Raw genomic sequence first — 19,739 nt, forward strand, 5'->3', positions numbered from 1 at the left:
CTCCAGCCCTGAAATTGTTGCTGGAGATGTATTCCCATGAGTTCCCTGACCGCGCCTTCTGCTGCGCTGGCTGCCGCCCCCGCGCCGGCCGCCCCCGTGCAGACGGCATTCGGCCTGCAGGTGGTGGTGGGGTTGTTTGGGGTGTTGCTGGCCGTACTCTGTGCCGGCCTCAACGAGGCGGTGACCAAGATTTCGCTGGCCGATATCCGCGGCGCCATGGGCATCGGTGCCGACGAAGGCGCCTGGCTGCTGGCTGCGTACAGCGCGGCTTCGGTGTCGGCGATGGCCTTTGCACCCTGGCTTGCCACGACCTTTTCCCTGCGCCGCTTCACCTTGTCTGCCATTGGCGTGTTCGCCGTGCTGGGCCTGCTGCAACCGTTTGCCCCCAACCTGCACAGCCTGATGCTGCTGCGGGTGCTGCAAGGCTTTGCCTCGGGCGCCTTGCCGCCGATGCTGATGAGCGTCGCGCTACGTTTTCTGCCACCGGGCATCAAGGTCTATGGCCTGGCCTGCTATGCCCTGACCGCCACCTTCGGGCCGAACCTCGGCACACCGCTGGCGGGCCTGTGGACCGAGTACGTCGGCTGGCAGTGGGCCTTCTGGCAGATCATCCTGCCGTCGCTGCTGGCGATGTTCTGTGTCGGCTGGGGCCTGCCCCAGGACCCGTTACGCCTGGAGCGTTTCAAACAGTTCGACTGGCGTGGCGTGCTGCTGGGCCTGCCGGCCATCAGTTGCATCGTCCTCGGCCTGTCGCTGGGTGACCGCTGGGGCTGGTTCGACTCCCCGCTGATCTGCTGGTTGCTGGGCGGCGGCCTGCTGTTGCTGGTGCTGTTCCTGTACAACGAGTGGTCCGAACCGCTGCCGTTCTTCCAGTTGCGCATGCTCTCGCGGCGCAACCTGAGCTTCGCCCTGGTGACCTTGGCCGGTGTGCTGATCGTGCTCTCCGGGGTGAGCAGCATTCCGTCGGCGTACCTGGCGCAGATCCAGGGCTACCGGCCGGCGCAGACCAGCCCGCTGATGATGCTGGTGGCCATGCCGCAACTCATCGCCCTGCCGCTGACCGCAGCGCTGTGCAACATCCGCGCGGTGGACTGCCGCTGGGTACTGGCGATGGGGCTCGGCATGCTGGCGCTGTCGTGCGTGGGCAGCAGCCTGCTGACCTCCGAGTGGATACGCGGCGACTTCTACCCGTTTTATCTGTTGCAGGTGTTTGGCCAGCCGATGGCCGTGCTGCCGCTGCTGATGCTCTCCACCAACGGCATGACCCCGCAGGAGGGCCCGTTCGCCTCGGCCTGGTTCAACACGGTCAAGGGGCTGTCGGCGGTGATTGCCGGCGGCTTGCTGGATGTCTTGGGCACCGTGCGCCGGCATTTCCATTCCAACCACCTGGTCGACAGCCTGGGCAATGCGCCGCTGATCGATGACAGCGCCGCCGGCCTTGCCCGGCGCATTCATGAACAGGCCCAGGTACTGACCTCGGCCGACCAGTACTTGGTGATGGCGTGCATCGCCGTCGCGTTGATCTGCCTGATTCCCTTTGTGCCTACCCGGATCTTCCCGCCGCGTGCGGTGGCTTGAGCCCGTGACTGAATTCGAGACTTAGAAATGACCAACAACCGCAAAACACTTTTCATCGGCTCGGTGCTCGCCGTGGCCGTGCTGGCCGGCATCGTCGGGCCTTGGATGCTGGGCAGCGATCACCGCCAGCGCACCAACGACGCCTATGTGATCGCCGATTACACCGTGGTCGCGCCCAAAGTCGCAGGCTTTATCAAAGAGGTGCTGGTCGAGGACAACCAGCAAGTCACGGCAGGCCAGTTGCTCGCGACCCTCGATGCCCGCGACTACCAAGCCGCGCTCGACGCAGCCCAGGCGCAATTGCTGGTGGCCAAGGCGCAGAGCGCCGATGCCCGCGCCACGCTGGAGCGACAGGCCGCCTTGATTGCCCAGGCCGAAGCCGCCGTGAAAGCCGCCCAGGCCGAAGCGGCGTTTGCCGATCATGAAGTCAACCGCTACAGCCGCCTGGCCGAGCAAGGTGCCGGCACCGTGCAGAACGCCCAGCAGGCGCGCAGCGGGGTCGACCAGGCCCGTGCGCGCCTGGCCAATACTCAGGCGGCGTTGGTGGCTGCACGCAAGCAAGTGGACATCCTCAGCGCCCAGGTGGCCAGCGCCGATGGCCAGCTCAAACGGGCCGAAGCGGGGCTGGAGAAAGCCCAGCTCGACCTGTCCTACACGCGCATCATCGCACCGGTGGACGGCATGGTCGGCGAGCGCGCCTTGCGTGTCGGCGCCTATGTCAATCCGGGGGCTCGGCTATTGTCGGTAGTGCCGTTGCAGCAGGCCTACGTGGTCGGCAACTTCCAGGAAACCCAGCTGACCCATGTGCAGCCCGGCCAACCGGTCAGCATCAGCGTCGATACCTTCTCGGGCGAGCAACTGCATGGCCATGTCGAGAGCATCGCGCCGGCCACCGGTGTGACCTTTGCAGCGGTCAAGCCGGACAATGCCACCGGCAACTTCACCAAGGTGGTGCAGCGCATCCCCGTGAAGATCGTGTTCGATGATGGCCAGCCGCTGCTTGCGCGGCTGCGTGTGGGCATGTCGGTGGAAGCCACCATCGATACCCGCGGCGACAAACTCGAAGGCAAAGAGGTGAGCGCACGATGAAACCGGCCTTTCGCTTGAGCCCGGTGTTGCTGGCGTTGCTGATGGCCGGCTGTACCCTCGGGCCAGATTTCAAACGCCCGGACAGCCAGGCCCCACAACAGTGGGCAGGCTTGCAAGGCGAGGCTGCGGCCAGTCAGCCGCAGGCCGAACCCCTGGAACTGCGCTGGTGGGAGAGCTTCCACGATGCCCGGCTCAGCGCGCTGATCCAGCGGGTCGCCGAACGCAACCTGGACTTGCAGATGGCCAGTGCGCGGCTGCTGCAAAGCCGTGCCTTGCGCAGTACGGTAGCAGCGGATGAAGCGCCCTCGGTCGATGTGAACGCGGGCTACAGCCGTGCTCGCAACAGCGCCGAAGGGCTGAGTGACCCCTCGGGCCACGCGGGCAAATCGGCATTCAACCTGTGGCAGGGTGACCTGGTCGCGGGGTGGGAGCTGGACCTCTGGGGCCGAGTACGCCGGCAAGTGGAGGCTGCCGATGCGACGGTCGAAGTGGCCGAGAATGACCGCCGTGGCGTGTTGCTGGCGCTGTTGTCGGAAACCGCCGGCAACTACATTCAGCTGCGTGCGGTGCAGCACACCCTGGACGTCACCCGTGACAACCTGAAGGTGGCGCAGCACAGCCTGAAGTTGTCCGAGAATCGCCAGGCCGAAGGGGTCGCCACCCGCCTCGACGTAGCCCAGGCCAGTGCCCAGGTTGCCTCCATCGAAGCCCGCCTGCCCAGCCTTGAGGCCAAGCGCGACGACTTGATCAACGCCCTCAGTCTGCTCGCGGCCGAGCCGCCCCGCAGCCTTCAGGCACAGTTGCTCGAAGGGGGTGAACTGCCCGCGCCCCAGCAGCAGTTCGCCATCGGCCTGCCGTCGGAGTTGGCCGAGCGCCGGCCGGACATTCGCCAGGCCGAGGCGCGCCTGCATGCGGCCACCGCCAGTATCGGCGTGGCCAAGGCCGACTTCTACCCGAGCATTCGGCTGTCGGGCAGCCTGGGCTTCCAGGCCATGCAGCTGTCTGACTTCGGCGGCTGGGACTCGCGCCGCTTCGCCTTTGGCCCGCAACTGTCACTGCCGATTTTTGAAGGTGGGCGGCTCAAAGGCACGCTGGAACTGCGTGAGGCGCAGCAGCAGGAAGCTGCGCTCAACTACCGCAAGGTGGTGCTCGGTGCCTGGCATGAAATCGACGATGTGCTGCGCCTGTATAACGCCAGCCAATTGCGTCGCGACCATTTGGCCGAGGCGGTGCGGCAGAACCGTATCGCCTTGGAGACTGCCCAGCGCCAGTATGTGGAAGGGGCGGTGGACTTTCTCAATGTGCTGACCGTGCAAGGTGCGTTGCTGGCCAGCGAAGAGCAGTGGATCGACAGCTCGGCGGCGGTTTCCCAGGCGTTAGTGGGGCTGTACAAGGCGCTGGGTGGGGGTTGGCAGGCGTTTGATACACAGCCTGCGAACAAGGTTTGATAGGTGTTGTGGCTGTACCGGCCTCTTCGCGGGTAAACCCGCTCCCACAGGTACCGCACAGATTTTGAGCACTGTGCAGTACCTGTAGGAGCGGGTTTACCCGCGAAGAGGCCAGTACTGCCAAGCATCAATCAAAGCGGCCGCAGCAACCCAAACCGCTTGCGCAACACCCAGTCCAGCAACCGCCGCGGCAACAGCCTGGCAATCAGCGGCAACGCCGTGCTGCCATTACCCAGCCTGACCACTGCAGGCACCGCTGTTTTGCGCGTAGCCGCCAACACCCCTTGGGCAAACACCGCCGCAGGCGTCGGCCGGTCCTGCGATGCCCGCGCCCGTGCCTGTACATGTTCGCGCAGTGGCCACCACGGCGAATCCGCAGCCAACACCTGATCGGCCTGGCGCTGGGCATTGCTGGCGAACTGCGAGGCGATCGCCCCCGGCTGCACTTCCATCAGCCGAATGCCAAACGGCGCCAACTCCAGGCGCAGTGCATCGCTCAGGGCGTTGACGGCAGCCTTCGACGCGCAGTAGGCCCCAGCGAACGGCGTGACCAGCACCCCAGAAACGCTGCCGATATTCACCACCAGCCCACGCGCGCGTCGCAGCAGCGGGAACAACGCGCGGGTCACGCCGACCACGGCGAAAACGTTGGTTTCGAATTGCTGGCGCATGGCGTCCACACCCCCGTCGAGCAATGGGCCCATGGCACCGTAGCCAGCGTTGTTGATCAGCATGTCGAGGCGGCCGTGGCTTGCTTCCAGCTCCTCGGCCAGTTGGGTCAGGGCTTGGCCATCATTGACGTCCAGTTGCCGGGCGGTGAAACCGGCGGCGGCTAAATGCGCGACATCTTCAGGTTTGCGGGCGGTGGCCCAGACTTCATGGCCGGCATCGCGGAAGGCGTCGGCCAGGGCGCGGCCGATGCCGCTGGAACAACCGGTGATCAGGACGGTGGGCATGGGAGGTGGCCTTGAGTCGGGTAAGTTTGTGTTGCCTGTAGTGGCCTCTTCGCGGGCAAGCCCGCTCCCTACTGCACAGCGCTCAAAATCTGTGCGGTAACCTGTGGGAGCGGGCTTGCCCGCGAAAGGGCCCGACCAGGCGACAGATCAATTGGCAAATGTACCCTGCAGATGCTCAGCCCGAAACTCCAGCGTCTGCGGCCGATAGCCAGAACGCAGTGGCGGCAAGGGCAGGCAATCCTTCCACTCGGCACCCGGCTGCAGCTCACCTGGCCCCCGGTAACGCGGCGCGCTGTAAGTGTTTTCGGCCAGGTTGACGGTATCGCCCGGCGCATACGCCCCCACCCGCCAACGCAGTTCGGTCAGCGGGGCCTTGTTGCCGTTCTTCATGTGAACCTGCAGCGCACGGTCTGCGGGGCATTGGTCCGGGGCATAGCTCAGGCGCAAGTCCAGGCGCGCCAGTTGTGTGGCTTCGCGGTTGTCTTGCCAGGCCACGAACAGGGCGACCAGGCCGATGCCGCACACGGCGGCCAGGGATATCGGCAACGCCTTCGCTGGGTAACGCAGCAGCAGTACCAGCCAGGTGAGGATGAGAACGGCGCCGATAAGCATGAGTCGGTGACCTCAGGTACGCAATTCAGACCATCGTAGCGGTAAACCGACCTCGCTTGAAGGACGGCCTTGAAGGCCAACTACCTCGTAGTCCTGCGAGTACCGGCATGGCGAGTAGCAAATTAGTCTGTCGTCGACGCGTTCACTCAATGAATCGAAAACGACAAGGTACTCACGATGAACACAGTAATTGATCTGCTAGCTGAAGAAGCTGAACGGCATGACGGTGTCGAGGGGCACGCTTGCGCAGTGGTGCCTATCAAAGACAATGACGGCTTCGTTGCCGACACCCTGTATGCCAACGAAAACAATGACCGCCCGATTTTCGTTTTGGTAACCCAAACCAAAGACCTGAACGGCGGGCTGAGCGCGCTGGGTGTGGCCATTCGGCTGTTTTACGATCAAGCGGGGAAACCGTCGGTCCAGAGCGTTTTTGCAGTCGTGGATTCGGGCACGTACTTGGCTCATCGCATCAATCAACGGGACGTACTGTGGGATCAAGACAGTCGGCAACTGACGATCGATTTCGACGTTGATTTCCGATTTGGGGGTGAATCGTTCAACATGGCCAATGGGCGCATCGAACTTAAGGTGTAATTTCACCATGCGCAAAAAAACCGCTCCCTTTTAAAAGGGGAGCGGTTTTTCTGAGCACTGTACTTATTGCGCGATGGTCTTCACCGAAACCCCACGCTCGACCGGCGTCGAGGTGCGCCCATACACATCTTCGAAACGCTCGATGTCATCCTCGCCCAGGTAGCTACCGGACTGCACTTCGATGATCTCCAGCGGGATCTTGCCCGGGTTGCGCAGGCGGTGCACCGAAGCGATCGGGATGTAGGTCGACTGGTTCTCGGTGAGCAGGAACACGTTCTCGTCGCAGGTCACCTCGGCGGTGCCGGACACCACGATCCAGTGCTCGGCGCGGTGGTGGTGCATCTGCAGCGACAGGCTGGCGCCTGGCTTGACGGTGATGTGCTTGACCTGGAAGCGGCCACCCATGTCCACCGAATCGTACGAACCCCATGGGCGGTACACTTCCAGGTGGTTCTGGGTCTCGCTGCGGCCTTGCTCGTCGAGGGTCTTGACCATCTGCTTGACGCCTTGGACCTTGTCCTTGTGGGCAATCATCATGGCGTCCTTGGTCTCGACCACGACGATGTTCTCCAGGCCGATCACCGACACCAGCTTGCCGTTGCCGTGGATCATGCAGTTGCGGCTGTCTTGCACCACCACATCGCCCTTGGTGACGTTGCCGTTGTCGTCCTTCTCGTGCACATCCCACAGCGATGACCAGCAGCCCACGTCGCTCCAGCCAGCCGACATCGGCACCACGCAAGCGCGCTGGGTCTTTTCCATCACTGCGTAGTCGATGGAATTGTCCGGGCAGCAGGCGAAGGTGGCTTCGTCGATGTTCAGCACATCGCCGTCTGCCTGGCTGCGCTCCAGGGCCAGCACGCAGGTGTCGTAGATGTCGGCGTCGTGCTTTTTCAGCTCTTCGAGGTAACGGCTGGCGCGGAACAGGAACATGCCGCTGTTCCAGAAGTAGCCCCCGGCCTTGACGAACTCGGCGGCGCGTTTCTCGTCGGGCTTTTCAACGAACTGCGCCACCCGCGCCACACCTTCGGGCAGCAGTGCGTCCTGGCTGGAGCGGATATAGCCATAGCCGGTCTCGGGTTTGGTCGCCGGCACGCCGAACAGCACCATCTCGCCACGCTCGGCGGCCACGGTGGCCAAGGCCAGGGCGCGCTGCAGGGCTTTCTGATCGTCGATCACGTGGTCGGCGGGCAGCACCAGCATCAGGTCGTCGCGGCCTTCGCTGACCAGCTTCATCGCGGTCATCGCCACGGCTGGGGCGGTGTTGCGGCCGAACGGTTCCATCAGGATGCCCTGGGTTTTCAGCTTCAGTGCCGAGAGCTGTTCCTGAACGATGAACGTGTGGTCCTTGTTGCAGACCACGATCGGCGCGTCCATGCCTTCGAACACCAGGCGTTGGATAGTTTGTTGGAACAGCGTGTGCTCACCGGTCAGGGCCAGGAACTGCTTGGGGAACTGCTTGCGCGACAGAGGCCACAGACGCGAACCGCTACCACCAGAAAGAATTACCGGGATCATGATGTTTCTCCAATAAGGTCGTTAATGAGGCAGGGGATCAGTTAGTGGACACTGGGCGGGTAACCCAGACCGGCGACAGGCTGCTGCCGGAACCGGTGACGTACAGCACGGCGGCTTCGCCGCGCTCCAGGGCGACGGGTTTGACGTCGCTGACTTTCTTGTCGCCGGCATACAGGGCGAGGTTGACCTTGACCGGGTTGATCTCACGCTCGCCACGGCCTTTGGCGGCGACCGGCGTTACCACTTCGGTCTTGCCGTCGGCGGTCTTCAGGGTCAGCGACTGGTCGCTGAGGTTCTGTACGCGTACCAGGGCTTTCTGCTTGTTCTTGAACGGTGGCTCTTCGATCAGTTGCGGGTTGCCGCTGCCGCTGTTGACCAGGGTGTAGTACTTGTCCGAGGCCAGCTTGACCGGCACGCTCTTGCCGCCCACCTGGGCGGTGTAGTCACCGCCTGGGAGGAAGCTGAAATCGCTGCTGGCCTGGGCGCCGACCTGCTTGATCTGGGTGTTGCCGACCGAGGCGGCGGCAGGTGCGCTGGCGGCGTTGTACAGGCGCACGAAGGTCGAACCTTTCGGTGCGGTGGGGCCGTACAACGCGGCGTCGGCACCGGCGAAGGCCTGCATCGAGGCAAGGGACAGGCCTGCTGCGAGGGTGAGGGCTTTGGCAATGGAAGTCTTGGTAGTCATGTGCATTTCCTCTCTTTCGATCAGTGGTTCGTCCGGGTGGACGACAGGGCCAGGTTTTCTTCGGATTTACGGGAGTTCTTCAGCTGGGCGATCCACTGCGGATCGAAGCTGCTGAGGTCGTTTTTCATGGGCAGATAACGTTCGGGGAATTCCCACACCACGACTTGTGGGGCGGCATTTTTGAAGGCATCGCTTTGCAGGTACTTGAGCATCGGCAGCAGTGGGCCGTGGCCGTCTTCGGCGTAGTTGGCGACGTCGCTGCGCAAGGCTTGCTGCAAGGCGCCGAGGAAGTTCCAGTGCGGGTTGGCGCTGTAGCTGGTGCCGACCAGTGCGACCGGGATCTGGCTGTCGGCGAACAGCGCGTCGCCCGCATCGCCAGCGGCTTGGGCTGGGCGCGTGGTGCGTTGCTGCAGGTTGTCCGGGCTCGGCAGCAGGTTGCTGAACAGCGGGTCCAGTGGCAGGAAGTTGGTCAGGTCGCCTTTGTAGGGCGCCGTGTTGCCGGCTTCGGTGATGAAGGTTTGCGGGTCGCCATTGAGCAGGCTCTGGCGGCTGACCGCTTCGGCCAGGGCTTGTGCGGCGACTTCGGCGCCCATCGGCGTCCAGTGCGTGTCGGTGCGCAGGAACACCTGGCCGCGGGCCTTGGCCTGTTCCATGGGCGCCATCAGGTCTGGGGCGAACACGTTGGCCTGGCGGGCTTGGGCATGGAAGCGGTTGTACAGGTCGTCGTGCAGGCTGGCGGGCAGCTCCTTGCCGACGTATTCGGAATAGACCCGCGCCTTGGCCGGCACGATTGCCAGCACCAGCTGGCTGCCGTGTTGTTGCAGGGTGTCGCGCACGCCACGGATCAGCGCCAGGTTTTCTTGCATCAGTTGCTCGGCACCGGCGGTGGGTTTGAACTCTTCATCGCTGAACAACCACTGGTCGCGGCCCAGCACCACGCCCGGGCGGCCTTCGTTGAACAGCTTGAAGTCCAGCGCCGCCCAGAGGTTGGTGCCCAGGCGCTTGATCGGGAACTGCTCGTCGTAGTGGGTCTCGGCAGCCTTGGCCAGCTTGCCGTTGAGCAGGGTCATCTGCGCGGTGCGCTGGAAGCTTTCCAGGCCGCCGGTGGACCAGGCGCCCATGCCGACCAGCAGGCCGAGGAACGACAGCGAATAGGTAATGCGTAATGTCCGGGTCATGGTCATCAACCTCAGAACTGGAAGTAAAGGAACGGCGAGTAGCTCTGCGCCGAAAGCTTGAGGATCGAGGCCACGAACAGCAGCAGGACCAGGGCGCGGGTCATCACCCGAGTCCAGTCCAGGCCGATCGAGCCGTCGGCGTTGACCTGCACCGGGGTTGCCTTGGGTGTCGGCTTGGCATTGCGGTAGAAGTCGCGCAGGCCGAAGAACGCCAGGGTGAGGTAGGCGATCACCAGGGTGGCCACCTGCAAGCCGGTCAGCTGGGCGCGGTTGAGCTCCGACAGCTGCCATTCACCAAAGCTGAACATGGCGGCGTACATGCGCCCGGCCACGTGCAGGTTCTCGGCGCGGAAAATCACCCAGCCGACCACGACCAGCTGGAAGGTGAAGGCCCACTTGACCGGGTTGAAACGCTGCGGGTTGGTGTCGATGCCCAGCGCCCGCTCGATCGCCAGCCACATGCCGTGCCAGGCGCCCCAGAGGATGTAGGTGAAGTTGGCGCCGTGCCACAGCCCGCCCAGCAGCATGGTCAGGAACAGGTTGCGGTAGGTGTTGAAGGTGCCTTTGCGGTTGCCGCCCAGGGTGATGTACAGGTAGTCACGCAGCCAGGTCGACAGGCTGATGTGCCAGCGGCGCCAGAACTCGGTGATCGACTGGCTGATGTAGGGCTGCTTGAAGTTCTCCATGAAGCGGAAGCCCATCATCAGGCCCAGGCCGATGGCCATGTCGCTGTAGCCGCTGAAGTCGAAGTACAGCTGCGCGGTGTAGGCCAGGGCGCCCAGCCAGGCATCGCCGGTGGTCGGGTTCTGCAGGGCGAAACAGTGGTCGGCCACCACCGCCAAGGTGTCGGCGATGAACACTTTCTTGATGAAGCCCTGCATGAAGCGGGTGCAGCCTTCGGAGAACTTGTCCAGGGTGTGGGTGCGGTTGTTGAACTGGTCGACCAGGTCTTTGAAGCGCAGCACGGGGCCGGCGATCAGGTGCGGGAAGATCGCCACGAATGCCGCGAAGTCGATCAGGTTGCGGGTGGCCGGGGTGTCGCCGCGGTACACGTCGATGATGTAGCTGATCGACTCGAAGATGTAGAACGAGATACCGATCGGCAGCAGCACGTGGGTGAGGATGAACGGCTCCAGGCCGAACGAGGTGATGATCGCATTGAGGCTGTCGACGCCGAAGTTGGCGTATTTGAAGTAGCCAAGGATGGCCAGGTCGACGCCCACGCCCAGCAGCAGCCAGCGCTGGGCCGGTTTGGTACGCACGCCGGCGGCGCCGACTTTCAGGCCGATCCAGTAGTTCCACAGGGTGACGCCTGCGAACAGGGCGAGGAAGTCCACCCGCCACCAGGCATAGAAGATGTAGCTGGCGATCAGCAGCAGCAGGTTGCGATAGCGTTGCCCGCTCAGGTAGTACAGGCCGAGAAAGATCGGCAAGAACAGGAACAGGAACACGTTGGACGAGAAGACCATCCCGGTTCTCCTAATTTGTTCACAGCATCCAGGGCAAAACGCCCCCCAAACCCCCCAGTCCATGACTGAAGAGCAATTCATTTCCTGTGGGAGCGGGCTTGCCCCGCGAAGGCGTCAGCACAGGCGACGCTTTTTCCCTTTCGGGCCCATTCGCGGGACAAGCCCGCTCCCACAGAGATCAGCCCACAGTGGGCTGTTATTTCTTGCTCTGTGCGCTCGGGTCATAGACCCGGGTCAGGTTGCCGCCGAGCCTGAAGCTGTCGAACGGCTGCATACCGTGCTTGCGATCAAGGGTGTCGCCGACGCACTGGTACAGCGCGCACCAGGGCTCGAGCCAGGCGTACTTGCTGTCGACCTTGAGGTCTTTCATGTCCTGTTTTGTACCGGCGCGTTCAGCGAAATGGCGCGGGTCACGGGCGCCGGCCAATACGCCTTCACCCAGGCGCTGCAGGGCGAAGTTGTTCTCGCTGCGCAGGTCCACGCCATTGACCTTGGCGAAGCTGGCGATCATCGCCAGCGGTGGCAGGGCATAGTTGTGGTAAGCCAGGGCGCGCTGCTTGCGTTTGATTTCGTTGGGCAGGAAGCCTTGGTCGTCGATCTGGTTGGCGCCGACCTTGTATTCCTTCACGGCCCAGTCGAACAGGTCGCGACGGTCGGTGGCCACGGCGGTGGCCATCACCGACCAGGCCGCCCAGTAGCTGTGGTTATTGATCTTCTCCAGCGGCAGGTCGCTCCAGTCGCGCACGGTCTGCTCGGCCAGGCGGGCGAACCAACGCTCGATCTGCTCGGCCTCGGCCTGGTGCGCGGCCAGGGGCTGCGCGTTGGAGAACTTCAGGCGCAGCCACGATCCGCTCATGCTGCCCAGTGCCCATTTGCGCATCGACTTGCCGGTGTGGTTGTAGTCGGTGGACAGCAGGGCGTCGGCCCGCGCCCAGGTTTCGAGCCAGGCAAGCGTGCAGTCGAGCTGCGCCGGGCGGCCGTCACGCATGTACTGGCCGACCATCTTGCTGACGCCTTTCTCCAGCGTGGTGATGTCGGCCGTGGAGTCGCGGAAGGCTTTTTCCGAGGCCACGTTGAGGGTCGCCCGGGCCTTGTCGGAGCCTTCGTACTTGCTGCGAAACTGCAGCGCGCCGGTGTACGGCTTGGGGGCAGGTTCGCAGCGGAACTTGCCATCGCTGGTCTTGAGCTTTTCGATCCCCTCGTAGTAACCCAGGGGCGGTACCAGCGCGGCGTGCGCGGCGCCGCCGAACAGGGCCAGGCTGAGCAGTGCGGGGCTGATGAGTCGCTTGAATGGGGTCATGGTCGCCTCACTGGCCGGCTTGCGCGGTTTGCGCAGGCACGGCGAAGTTGTTGCGTTTGCAGAGTTTGGCCTCGACCTTCTGGGTGCCTTTCTCCGGCCCCTGGACCTCGAAGGCCAACAGGTTCTGGCTGGCCCAGTCTTCGTCTTCGCGCATCTGGAAGACGAAGCGGCCGTCGGTGTCGGAGGTTTCCGGTTTCTCCAGCTTGATGTCCTCGTGGCGGCCGTTGAGGTACCAGAGGGTGGCCTGCAGCACCTTCACCGAAGGGTCTTCGAACTTGACGTCCATCTGCAGGTTGCGGTTGATCAGGTCTTTGATCACACCGCCCTTGCCGTTGACCATCAGCTCGTTCTTGCCGGGCTTGAGCGTGGTGCTGGCGCTCATCAGCGCCGGGCGTGCGTCACAGCCATCGTCGAGCAGGCCGAGGATCTGCCGCCAGATGGTTTCCTGGTCCAGGCGATACAGCGGGGAGAACTCCCAGATCAGAATCTTCGGCGGGTTTTTCTGGAACTCTTCGCTGCCCAGGTACTGGATCATCGAGCCTTCCAGGCCACCGCCAGGGAAGGCGACGTTGAGCACGTCGGCGCCGATGTACTGTTCGAGGAAGCCCGAGAAGTTGTAGTTCTTGCCGCTGTGGCTGGTACCGACCAAGGTGATCTGCGCGTTGCCGCCATCGCCGAACAGGTCGTCGCCGCCGCTCGCGCCTTTTGGCTCGGTGGCGAACTGGTCCATGTACTGCACGGCGTAACTGGTGCCGCAGAGCTGGCCGGCGACGTTGTGCAGGGTGCCGGTCTTGCCCATGCGCCCGGACTTCTTGGTTTCGAATTCCTTGCGTGGGATGCCTTCGAAGGCCGGCATGTGGTGCACGGTGTCGGCCACGATCTTGGCGGCGCGCTCGGCGCCATACGGCGTCCAGTGCTGGTCACCGCGGAAGTAGAAGTCTTTGCCCTGGTCGGCGGCGGCCAGTTGCTCGTTGGTCAGCGGCGACAGGTCGGGCACGTTGTAGCCCATCTTGCTGAAGCGCTGGAGCATGGCCTGGTAGTTGCCCAGGGCCTTCTGGTAGTCGAAGGCGGCTTTTTCTTCCGGCTTGAGCATGTTGCGGTTCACCAGGCCACGGGTCGGCTGGTAGACCACGACCAGTTCCACGCCGCGTTTCTTGAACGCGTCGTGCACCTGCTGCAGGCGTTTGTAGCCGGCGGGGGTGGTGTTGAACTCGGTGCGCAGGTCCTCGCGGGTACGGAACAGCCAGTCGCCCTGGGCCTGTACCAGCGTGGTGAAGTTCTGCTGATAGCGGGTGGTGTAGCGGCTGGCGTCGTGCGCCTCGGGGCACAGTTGGCAGCAGGGTTCGGCGCTGAACGTCGGGGCTTTGACCTCGTCGGCGCGCACGCCCTGGCTGATCGCCAGAAGGGCGGCGGACAGGCCCAGCAGTTTCATCAGGTGTGGATTCATGGTCTGGGCTTCCTTAATCGATCATTTCGGTCTGGCGTTCGACCGGGTCGATCAGCACAGCCTTTTGCTGGCGCACCAGCAGGTCGAGGATTTCGTCCTGGCGCTCGCCGAGGATGCCGTTGAGGCTGATGCCGTTGGCCTTGCGCGGCGCGAGCATCGACACCTTGTACAACTCGACCGACAGCGGCGAGTCGATCGACAGCGGCCCGGAGCCGTTGGCCGCCAGCTCACCGCCCACCACGATCAGCGAGACTTTGGTGTCGAACGGGTCGAGGGCGATGTCGCGGTCGGTGTCGGACAAGTCTTTGATGTGCCCGTAGACACCCACCAGGCCATTGGCCATGGCGACGTTTTCGTACAGGCGGATGTTCACGCTGTTGCGCACGCGAATGCCGTGGCGGCGGTTGTTGATCAGCTTGTTGCCCCAGATCAGGTTGTCGCCGCTTTCGTACAAGGTGATGCCGTCGGTGTGGTTGCGGTAGATCTCGTTGTAGGCGATCAGGTTGTTGACGCTGTTACGGTCGATCACCACGCCCGAGAGCTTGTTGTCGTAGCTTTTGTTGTTGATGATCCAGCTGTCGTTGACCTCACGCGAGACGATGATCCCGTGCTTTTTCTTGGTGCCGTACACCGTGTTGCCGGCGATGATCAGGCGGTGCGAACGGTCGTGCGGGTCGATGCCGTAGACGATGTTGTCGCGGTAGGTGTTGTCCTTGACCACGAAGTCCTGCGTCTCGTAGCAGTAGAAGCCGTACCACATGTCGCTGAACTCCGAGCCGATGATCCAGCCGGTCGGCTCCGGGCGGCCCATGCGCTTGGCCATGTTCGGCGTGTACTGCGAGATGCTCACACCGTACGACTTGGACTTGGCGTAGCCGAAGCTGGCCATCTTGGTGTTGACGATGTAGGTCTCGGTGCCGCCCCACGACAGCAGGAACGGGCGGAATTCCTTGGGCGAACGGAAGGTCGCCGGGCCGTTGTCCTTCTCGCGCCAGCCGGTGACCTGGGTGTCGCTGACGAACAGCTTGCCGTCGTTGACCAGAAACGCGCCGCCCTCCTGGGACAGGCGCAGTTGCTTGACCTTGCCGTTGATTTCGAGGATGCCCTTCTGCCCGACCACGATTGGCAGGCGCGCCAGGTACACCCCCGGCTCGACTTCGCTGAGGTACTGCTTGGGCACCTTTTTGCTCAGCTCGACCAAGTCGACATGGCCGTCATCGACGAAGATCGCCTGGGGGATGCCGTGCTGGCGCTGCACCCATTCGGCGGCCTTGTTGTCGCCACCGATGAACTCCTTCAGCGACTCTTCCTGCAGCATGCGGCGCACGCTGACTTTGCCTTTGTGGCGGCGGTCGATCTTGCTCTGCACGGCCTCGGCAGTGAAGCCGCTGAGGTCGGGCAGTTTCGGTGGGTCCATGTGCAGCGGCTCGGTGGGCGCGCTGGACACGGTGTAGGTCTTGGCCTGCTGCAGTTCCTTGGCGATCACCGTGGGTTCTGCGGCGACGGCAAGGCCTGAGGCCAGCAGCAAGGCGCTGGCCAGGAGGCTGTGACGTAGGTGCGGGTGAAGGGGCATGACAAGAAATCCTCTACCGGCCTCAGAAGCGCCAGATCACGTCGACAAAGGCACGGTGCATGTACGAGTCCGCTTCCTTGCCATAGGCGTCACCTGGCTTGAACACACCGGCGCGCAGGCGCACCAGCGCGGACGGTTCGTCGATTGCCTGGCTCATCGAAGCGGGCAACAGGCCCTGCTTGAAGTACTTGGTGACGACCACGTCCATCTCCTGGCCGAGGTCTTTTTCGCCATTGATCAGCGGGCGGTTCACGCCGTTGTCGTTGACCGCAGCGTTGATGCCGCTGGAGCCAATGTTCTGCTCGCCATCGACGCGCCAGAACTTGTGGTAGATCAGGCTGGCGTCGTAGTCGTCGCGCAGTTGCCACGAGGCAAACAGGGTGGCCGCCTGCAGGTTGCCCAACTCGCCACGGAAGGCCTCGCCGAAGCGGTGCACGCGCGAGCGGGTACCGGTGAAGTTGGAGCGGTTGCTCTCAAGGCCGGTCTGCTCGAAGTTGTTCGAGCCGTCATCGCCACCGCCGCCGCTGCCACGGGCGTAGGCCGCACCGACTTGCCAGTTGGGGTCAAGGCGCAGGCGGATGCCGAGGTCGGTGGCCCAGGCGTTGACGTCGCCGCTCTGCTTGCCGGTGGCCACTTGATCGTCGCCCACCTGTTGGCTGCTGAGCTTGTCGCGGTCACCGGTCAGCCAGGTCAGGCTGCCCCAGTAGTTGACGGTGTGGTCGTTGCGCCAGTTGTAGGCGTCACTGTTGGCTTCCAGGCCCAGCCAGGTGAGGTCGCCGGTGCGGGTCTTGTCAAGCGCGTCGATCGTCTCGCCGGGGCTTTTCAGGCTGCCGCTGTCATGGGTGTGGTGGGCACGCAGGCCGACCCAGTGGCCGGGGGTCCATTGCGTGGCGACGTTACCATAGAGGTGCGTGCGGTCTTTGTCTTCCGGGGCCAGTTCGGTGAGGTCGGTGCGGTACTCGCTGAAGCGCTGGGCCACGCCCAGGTCGGCCTTGAGCAGGGTGGTGTCGAAGGTCCAGTTGAGGGCTTCGATGTTGGTGTCGCGCCACATGCCGTCGTCGCTGCGCAGGCGCTGGCGGCCTAAGCGCAGTTGCTCGCCAGGGTACTGGGTGAGGCCGCTGTAGCCGACCCAGAACTCGCGCATGGCCAGGTAGCTTTTGTCCGGCTTGCGGCTGTCGTCACCGGTGTCGGTGGTGGTGCCGTCGTCGTTCTGGCGCAGGGTGTCGGTTTCGATTGTGTCGGTGGCCGCGACGGCCTGGCCCATGGCGTAGGCGCTCCAGTTGCCGCGCTCGCCGTACACCCAGGGGCGCAGGTCCAGGCCGAGGCCGTTGACGTCACCGCCGGGCCGGGTGCCGAGGTCGCGATCGTCTTCCGACTGGCCGGTGATTTTCACGTCCAGGCCGAAGTTTTTCTGCGCGGTCATGTCGGCCAGGGTCGGGCAGGACCACAGCAGGGCGAAGCTCAGGCCGATGCCGGCTTTCACGAAGGGATTGAGCGTCATAGCGAGTCCTCACCGTCTACTTCTTGTTCGTCGTCTTGCAGGGCTTCGAGGGCCAGGGTGCTGTTGGCGCCTTGGGCCATGCTGCCGCGCGCCTGTTTTTCCTGCGTCAGCAGGGTTTGCGCCTGGCTGCGCTGGTCTGGCGTGAGTTGCTGATCGAGTTGCTGCAGCAGTTCGGCCGACTGTGGCGTCGGGTTGGCCTGCGACAGTTGCGCGAACACCCAGGCGTTGCCAGGTTGCGGGCGGATGCCATGGCCTTCGCTGAACAGCTGTGCCAAGGCATAGTCGGCGCTGTTCTGGCCGCCACGTGCGGCAGCGAGCAGGTGGTCGACGGCCTTCTGTGGCTCGACATTGCCCAGGTAACCGCGGCGGTACAGCTGGCCCAGGTAGTAATCGGCGCTGACCTCGCCAGCGTCGGCGGCGGCCTGCAGGTGCTGTTCGGCTTTTGCCGCATCGGCGGGCAGCGTCTTGCCTTCGTAGTAGAGGCGGCCCAGCAGCAGTTCGGCGCGTGGCTGTTCGGCGGCGCGGCCTTTGTCGATGTAGGCCAGTAGCTGGTCGGTGTCGCCCAGCTCGGGGAAGTCGTAGACCAGTTGCGCAAGGCTGACCCACGACGCCGGGTTGGCCGGCGCCACCTGTTCGAGCAGGTCCTTGGCGGTTTTTTCGTCGGTCTGGCCGAGGCTGCGGTCAGCCAGCACACGGGCGACGCTGTCGACCCGGGTGGCCGGTACGGCACCGCGGGCATAGGCTGCCTTGAGCTGGCCGAGCAGGGCGGCTTGCTGGTCGGGCTGGCCGCGCTTCTGGTACACGGTGGCCAGTTCGACGTAGCAGATGTCGGTGGTATTGAGCGCGGCCTTGCAGATGCTCTCGACCTCGCCCAGGTGCTGGTCGTAGGTGCCCTGGGTGCGATACAGCAGCACCTGGGCCAGGCCCGCCTCCGGGTTGCCGGCGGCGCGCCACTGGTCGATCTGTTGCTGCGCATTGACGTTGGGGAAGCTCTGCGGGTATTGCAGGTAGAGCATCGCCAGCGGGATCAAGGTATTGCTTTCGCCTTGCTGGGCGGCGCGCTTGAGCAGCGTTTCGGCCTCTTCACGTTCAGCCTGGGTGCTGTCGGGCTTGGCCACCAGCAGGCGGCCTAGCCGCGCCTGGGCCCGTGGCGACGTGGAGGCTGCGGCGCGGTAGGTGGCTTCGGCTTGCTTGATCTGCGCCGGGTCGCGGGTGGCGACCTTGATGTCGGCCAGGCCGACTTGCGCATCGCTGTAGCCGAGGTCGGCCAGGGCCTTGTAGTTGCGCTCGGCCAAAGCGGTGTCGCCGCGCTTGAGGGCTTCGTTGGCCAGGCGCTGGTCAGGCAGGCCGGCACAGCCGGCGAGCGTGATGGCCAAGGCAAGCGTGCCCCATGTGAATGGGCGAGCGCTGCGCGCCCGTTCGCGGCACAAGGCCGCTCCTACAGGTTTTGCGCCAGGCGACAGATGGGGGAGCGACTCGGGCCCTGTAGGAGCGGCCTTGTGCCGCGAACGAGCGCGCAGCGCTCGCAAAACAGGCAACATTAATGCAATAGGCATGACGCGATCGGGCTCAGTCATCGGCTTGTCCTCTTACAGCCCACGGGCCACGGCTTTGTCGATCAGCCAGTTGAACGACGGCCCGCGGTCGCTGCTGACCGAAGCAGGGCGCCCGGCAAGTTCTGCTGGCAGGCCGCTGTCAGGCTTGATCTGCACACGGATGTCGGAGGCCAGGTCTTCGCTGTTGAGGCTGGCGCTGCTGACGATCTGGCCGGTGCGCACTTCGTCTTCGCCGGCCACCTGGAAGTTGACTCGGGTGCCGGGCGTGACCTCGTCGAACTGGCGGTAGCTGAAGCGCGCTTCGACCATCGGGTTGGTGGTGCGTGGGATCAGCTGGAAGATCGGTTGGCCCTTGGCGGCATACTGGCCGTCATCCACCAGCTGGCGGGCGACCACGCAATCGCAGGGGCTAGTGAGGGTGCCGGAAAGCTGCTTGCCGAACAGTTCCTCAACCTTGGCCGGCTCCAGTTGCGAGTCGTCCAGGTGGCCTTTGAGCATGTCCAGCATGCTGGTGCTGAAACTCGCCAGGGGCGCGCCCTTGACCACTTGGCCGCCGCTTTCGACCAGGCTGTTCACGGTGCCGTCGCGGGGCATGGTGACGCTGGTGGTGGGCACTGCGACCACGCCAGCTTCGGCGTGGCTGACGAAGTACATGCCGTACAGCGACTTGGCAACGAAACCGAAGGCGGCCACGCCGATCACGAACACGCCGAGGGTCACGCTGACCGCCTTGAGGCGGCCGAAGGCGGTCAGGCCGGCACCGCCATCCTTCTGCTTGCGCGCCTTGGTGAAGTTGTCGCGCTGCAGCGTGCTGAGCACATCACCGATGCTGATCAGCTCACCCGACAGGTGGCTGGTGATGATGTGCCGCAGGGTGGCGATGTCGCGCGGCTCCAGGTTCTGGAACTGCGCGCCGGTACGGCCATTGCTGGGGTTGAAAGAGCGCACCTGGAACTCGATGTCGATCGACAGGCCCAGGTTGTCGACCACGAACTGCAGCCGCCCGCGCAGCACATCGCCCACCGACAGTTGCTGTTTGGTGTGGAAGCTCAGGCCACCGGCGGACAGGTCATCGACCTTCACTTCGTGGGTTTGGCGCTGGTTATCCAGAAAGCGCAGCTTGGCTGGAATGCGCACCCGGGCGTGTTGGCGCTGGGCTTCGGACTCATGCACGACGTTGACGTTCACGGCGGTATTCATGGTGGTTTGTTCCTGTTAGATCCGATCCGGTT

General features: G+C 64.0%; 16 protein-coding genes. 4 read left to right on the forward strand and 12 right to left on the reverse strand.

Annotated elements, in window-relative coordinates; genetic code table 11:
* The first annotated feature begins 36 nt into the window (after positions 1-36).
* The 3 genes from OO306_RS10005 to OO306_RS10015 are packed head-to-tail and all read left to right on the forward strand — an operon-like array spanning position 37 to position 4,115.
* On the forward strand, positions 37-1,578 hold the full coding sequence (locus tag OO306_RS10005) for an MFS transporter (protein WP_265968542.1): 1,542 nt from the start codon (positions 37-39) through the stop codon (positions 1,576-1,578).
* Between the two features lie 27 nt (positions 1,579-1,605).
* A complete protein-coding gene (locus OO306_RS10010) occupies positions 1,606-2,667 on the forward strand; it encodes an HlyD family secretion protein (RefSeq protein ID WP_099430396.1) in 1,062 nt (353 codons plus the stop codon).
* Positions 2,664-4,115, forward strand: a complete 1,452-nt coding sequence (locus tag OO306_RS10015; RefSeq protein WP_099430395.1) for an efflux transporter outer membrane subunit — start codon at positions 2,664-2,666, stop codon at positions 4,113-4,115. Before OO306_RS10010 ends, OO306_RS10015 begins: the two co-directional genes overlap by 4 nt.
* Positions 4,116-4,246: 131 nt before the next feature.
* Here OO306_RS10015 and OO306_RS10020 read toward each other — a convergent pair whose 3' ends face one another.
* Both OO306_RS10020 and OO306_RS10025 read right to left on the reverse strand, forming a co-directional pair.
* Positions 4,247-5,071 (reverse strand): SDR family oxidoreductase, encoded by an 825-nt coding sequence (locus tag OO306_RS10020; protein WP_265968543.1) that lies wholly within the window; start codon positions 5,069-5,071, stop codon positions 4,247-4,249.
* A gap of 147 nt (positions 5,072-5,218) precedes the next feature.
* The gene (locus OO306_RS10025) at positions 5,219-5,683 is read right to left on the reverse strand and encodes a multidrug transporter (RefSeq protein ID WP_099430393.1); all 465 of its coding nucleotides are present in this window, start codon (positions 5,681-5,683) and stop codon (positions 5,219-5,221) included.
* Between the two features lie 177 nt (positions 5,684-5,860).
* Here OO306_RS10025 and OO306_RS10030 point away from each other — a divergent pair, with 177 nt between their 5' ends.
* Positions 5,861-6,280 (forward strand): hypothetical protein, encoded by a 420-nt coding sequence (locus tag OO306_RS10030; protein ID WP_099430392.1) that lies wholly within the window; start codon positions 5,861-5,863, stop codon positions 6,278-6,280.
* 63 nt (positions 6,281-6,343) lie between these two features.
* Here the strand turns inward: OO306_RS10030 and OO306_RS10035 are convergent, their stop codons facing one another.
* The 10 genes from OO306_RS10035 to OO306_RS10080 all read right to left on the reverse strand — a co-directional run bounded on the left by OO306_RS10035 (position 6,344) and on the right by OO306_RS10080 (position 19,707).
* Entirely contained in the window at positions 6,344-7,798 is a 1,455-nt protein-coding gene (locus OO306_RS10035) for a mannose-1-phosphate guanylyltransferase/mannose-6-phosphate isomerase (RefSeq protein ID WP_027595300.1), read from the reverse strand.
* Between the two features lie 37 nt (positions 7,799-7,835).
* Positions 7,836-8,483 (reverse strand): alginate O-acetyltransferase AlgF, encoded by a 648-nt coding sequence (locus tag OO306_RS10040; protein ID WP_027595301.1) that lies wholly within the window; start codon positions 8,481-8,483, stop codon positions 7,836-7,838.
* 20 nt (positions 8,484-8,503) lie between these two features.
* On the reverse strand, positions 8,504-9,661 hold the full coding sequence (locus tag OO306_RS10045; RefSeq protein ID WP_027595302.1) for an alginate O-acetyltransferase: 1,158 nt from the start codon (positions 9,659-9,661) through the stop codon (positions 8,504-8,506).
* Positions 9,662-9,672: 11 nt separating this feature from the next.
* Positions 9,673-11,130, reverse strand: coding sequence for an MBOAT family protein (locus OO306_RS10050; protein ID WP_265968545.1), 1,458 nt, complete (start codon positions 11,128-11,130; stop codon positions 9,673-9,675).
* 196 nt (positions 11,131-11,326) lie between these two features.
* Positions 11,327-12,430, reverse strand: a complete 1,104-nt coding sequence (locus OO306_RS10055; protein WP_265968547.1) for a mannuronate-specific alginate lyase — start codon at positions 12,428-12,430, stop codon at positions 11,327-11,329.
* 7 nt (positions 12,431-12,437) lie between these two features.
* Complete coding sequence (locus OO306_RS10060) at positions 12,438-13,877, reverse strand: alginate O-acetyltransferase (protein WP_265968548.1); 1,440 nt, start codon at positions 13,875-13,877, stop codon at positions 12,438-12,440.
* Between the two features lie 13 nt (positions 13,878-13,890).
* Positions 13,891-15,450, reverse strand: coding sequence for a mannuronan 5-epimerase AlgG (algG, locus tag OO306_RS10065; RefSeq protein ID WP_252825783.1), 1,560 nt, complete (start codon positions 15,448-15,450; stop codon positions 13,891-13,893).
* A gap of 22 nt (positions 15,451-15,472) precedes the next feature.
* A complete protein-coding gene (locus OO306_RS10070) occupies positions 15,473-16,951 on the reverse strand; it encodes an alginate export family protein (protein WP_085273971.1) in 1,479 nt (492 codons plus the stop codon).
* On the reverse strand, positions 16,948-18,507 hold the full coding sequence (algK, locus tag OO306_RS10075) for an alginate biosynthesis TPR repeat lipoprotein AlgK (RefSeq protein ID WP_265968549.1): 1,560 nt from the start codon (positions 18,505-18,507) through the stop codon (positions 16,948-16,950). Before algK ends, OO306_RS10070 begins: the two co-directional genes overlap by 4 nt.
* A gap of 33 nt (positions 18,508-18,540) precedes the next feature.
* Positions 18,541-19,707 carry an alginate biosynthesis protein Alg44 gene (locus tag OO306_RS10080; RefSeq protein WP_027595309.1) on the reverse strand — a complete coding sequence of 389 codons (1,167 nt, stop codon included), beginning with the start codon at positions 19,705-19,707 and terminating at the stop codon, positions 18,541-18,543.
* Between the last annotated feature and the right edge of the window lie 32 nt (positions 19,708-19,739).

It is taken from the genome of Pseudomonas sp. DCB_AW (assembly GCF_026240895.1).
In the GTDB taxonomy this organism is placed as follows: domain Bacteria; phylum Pseudomonadota; class Gammaproteobacteria; order Pseudomonadales; family Pseudomonadaceae; genus Aquipseudomonas; species Aquipseudomonas kermanshahensis.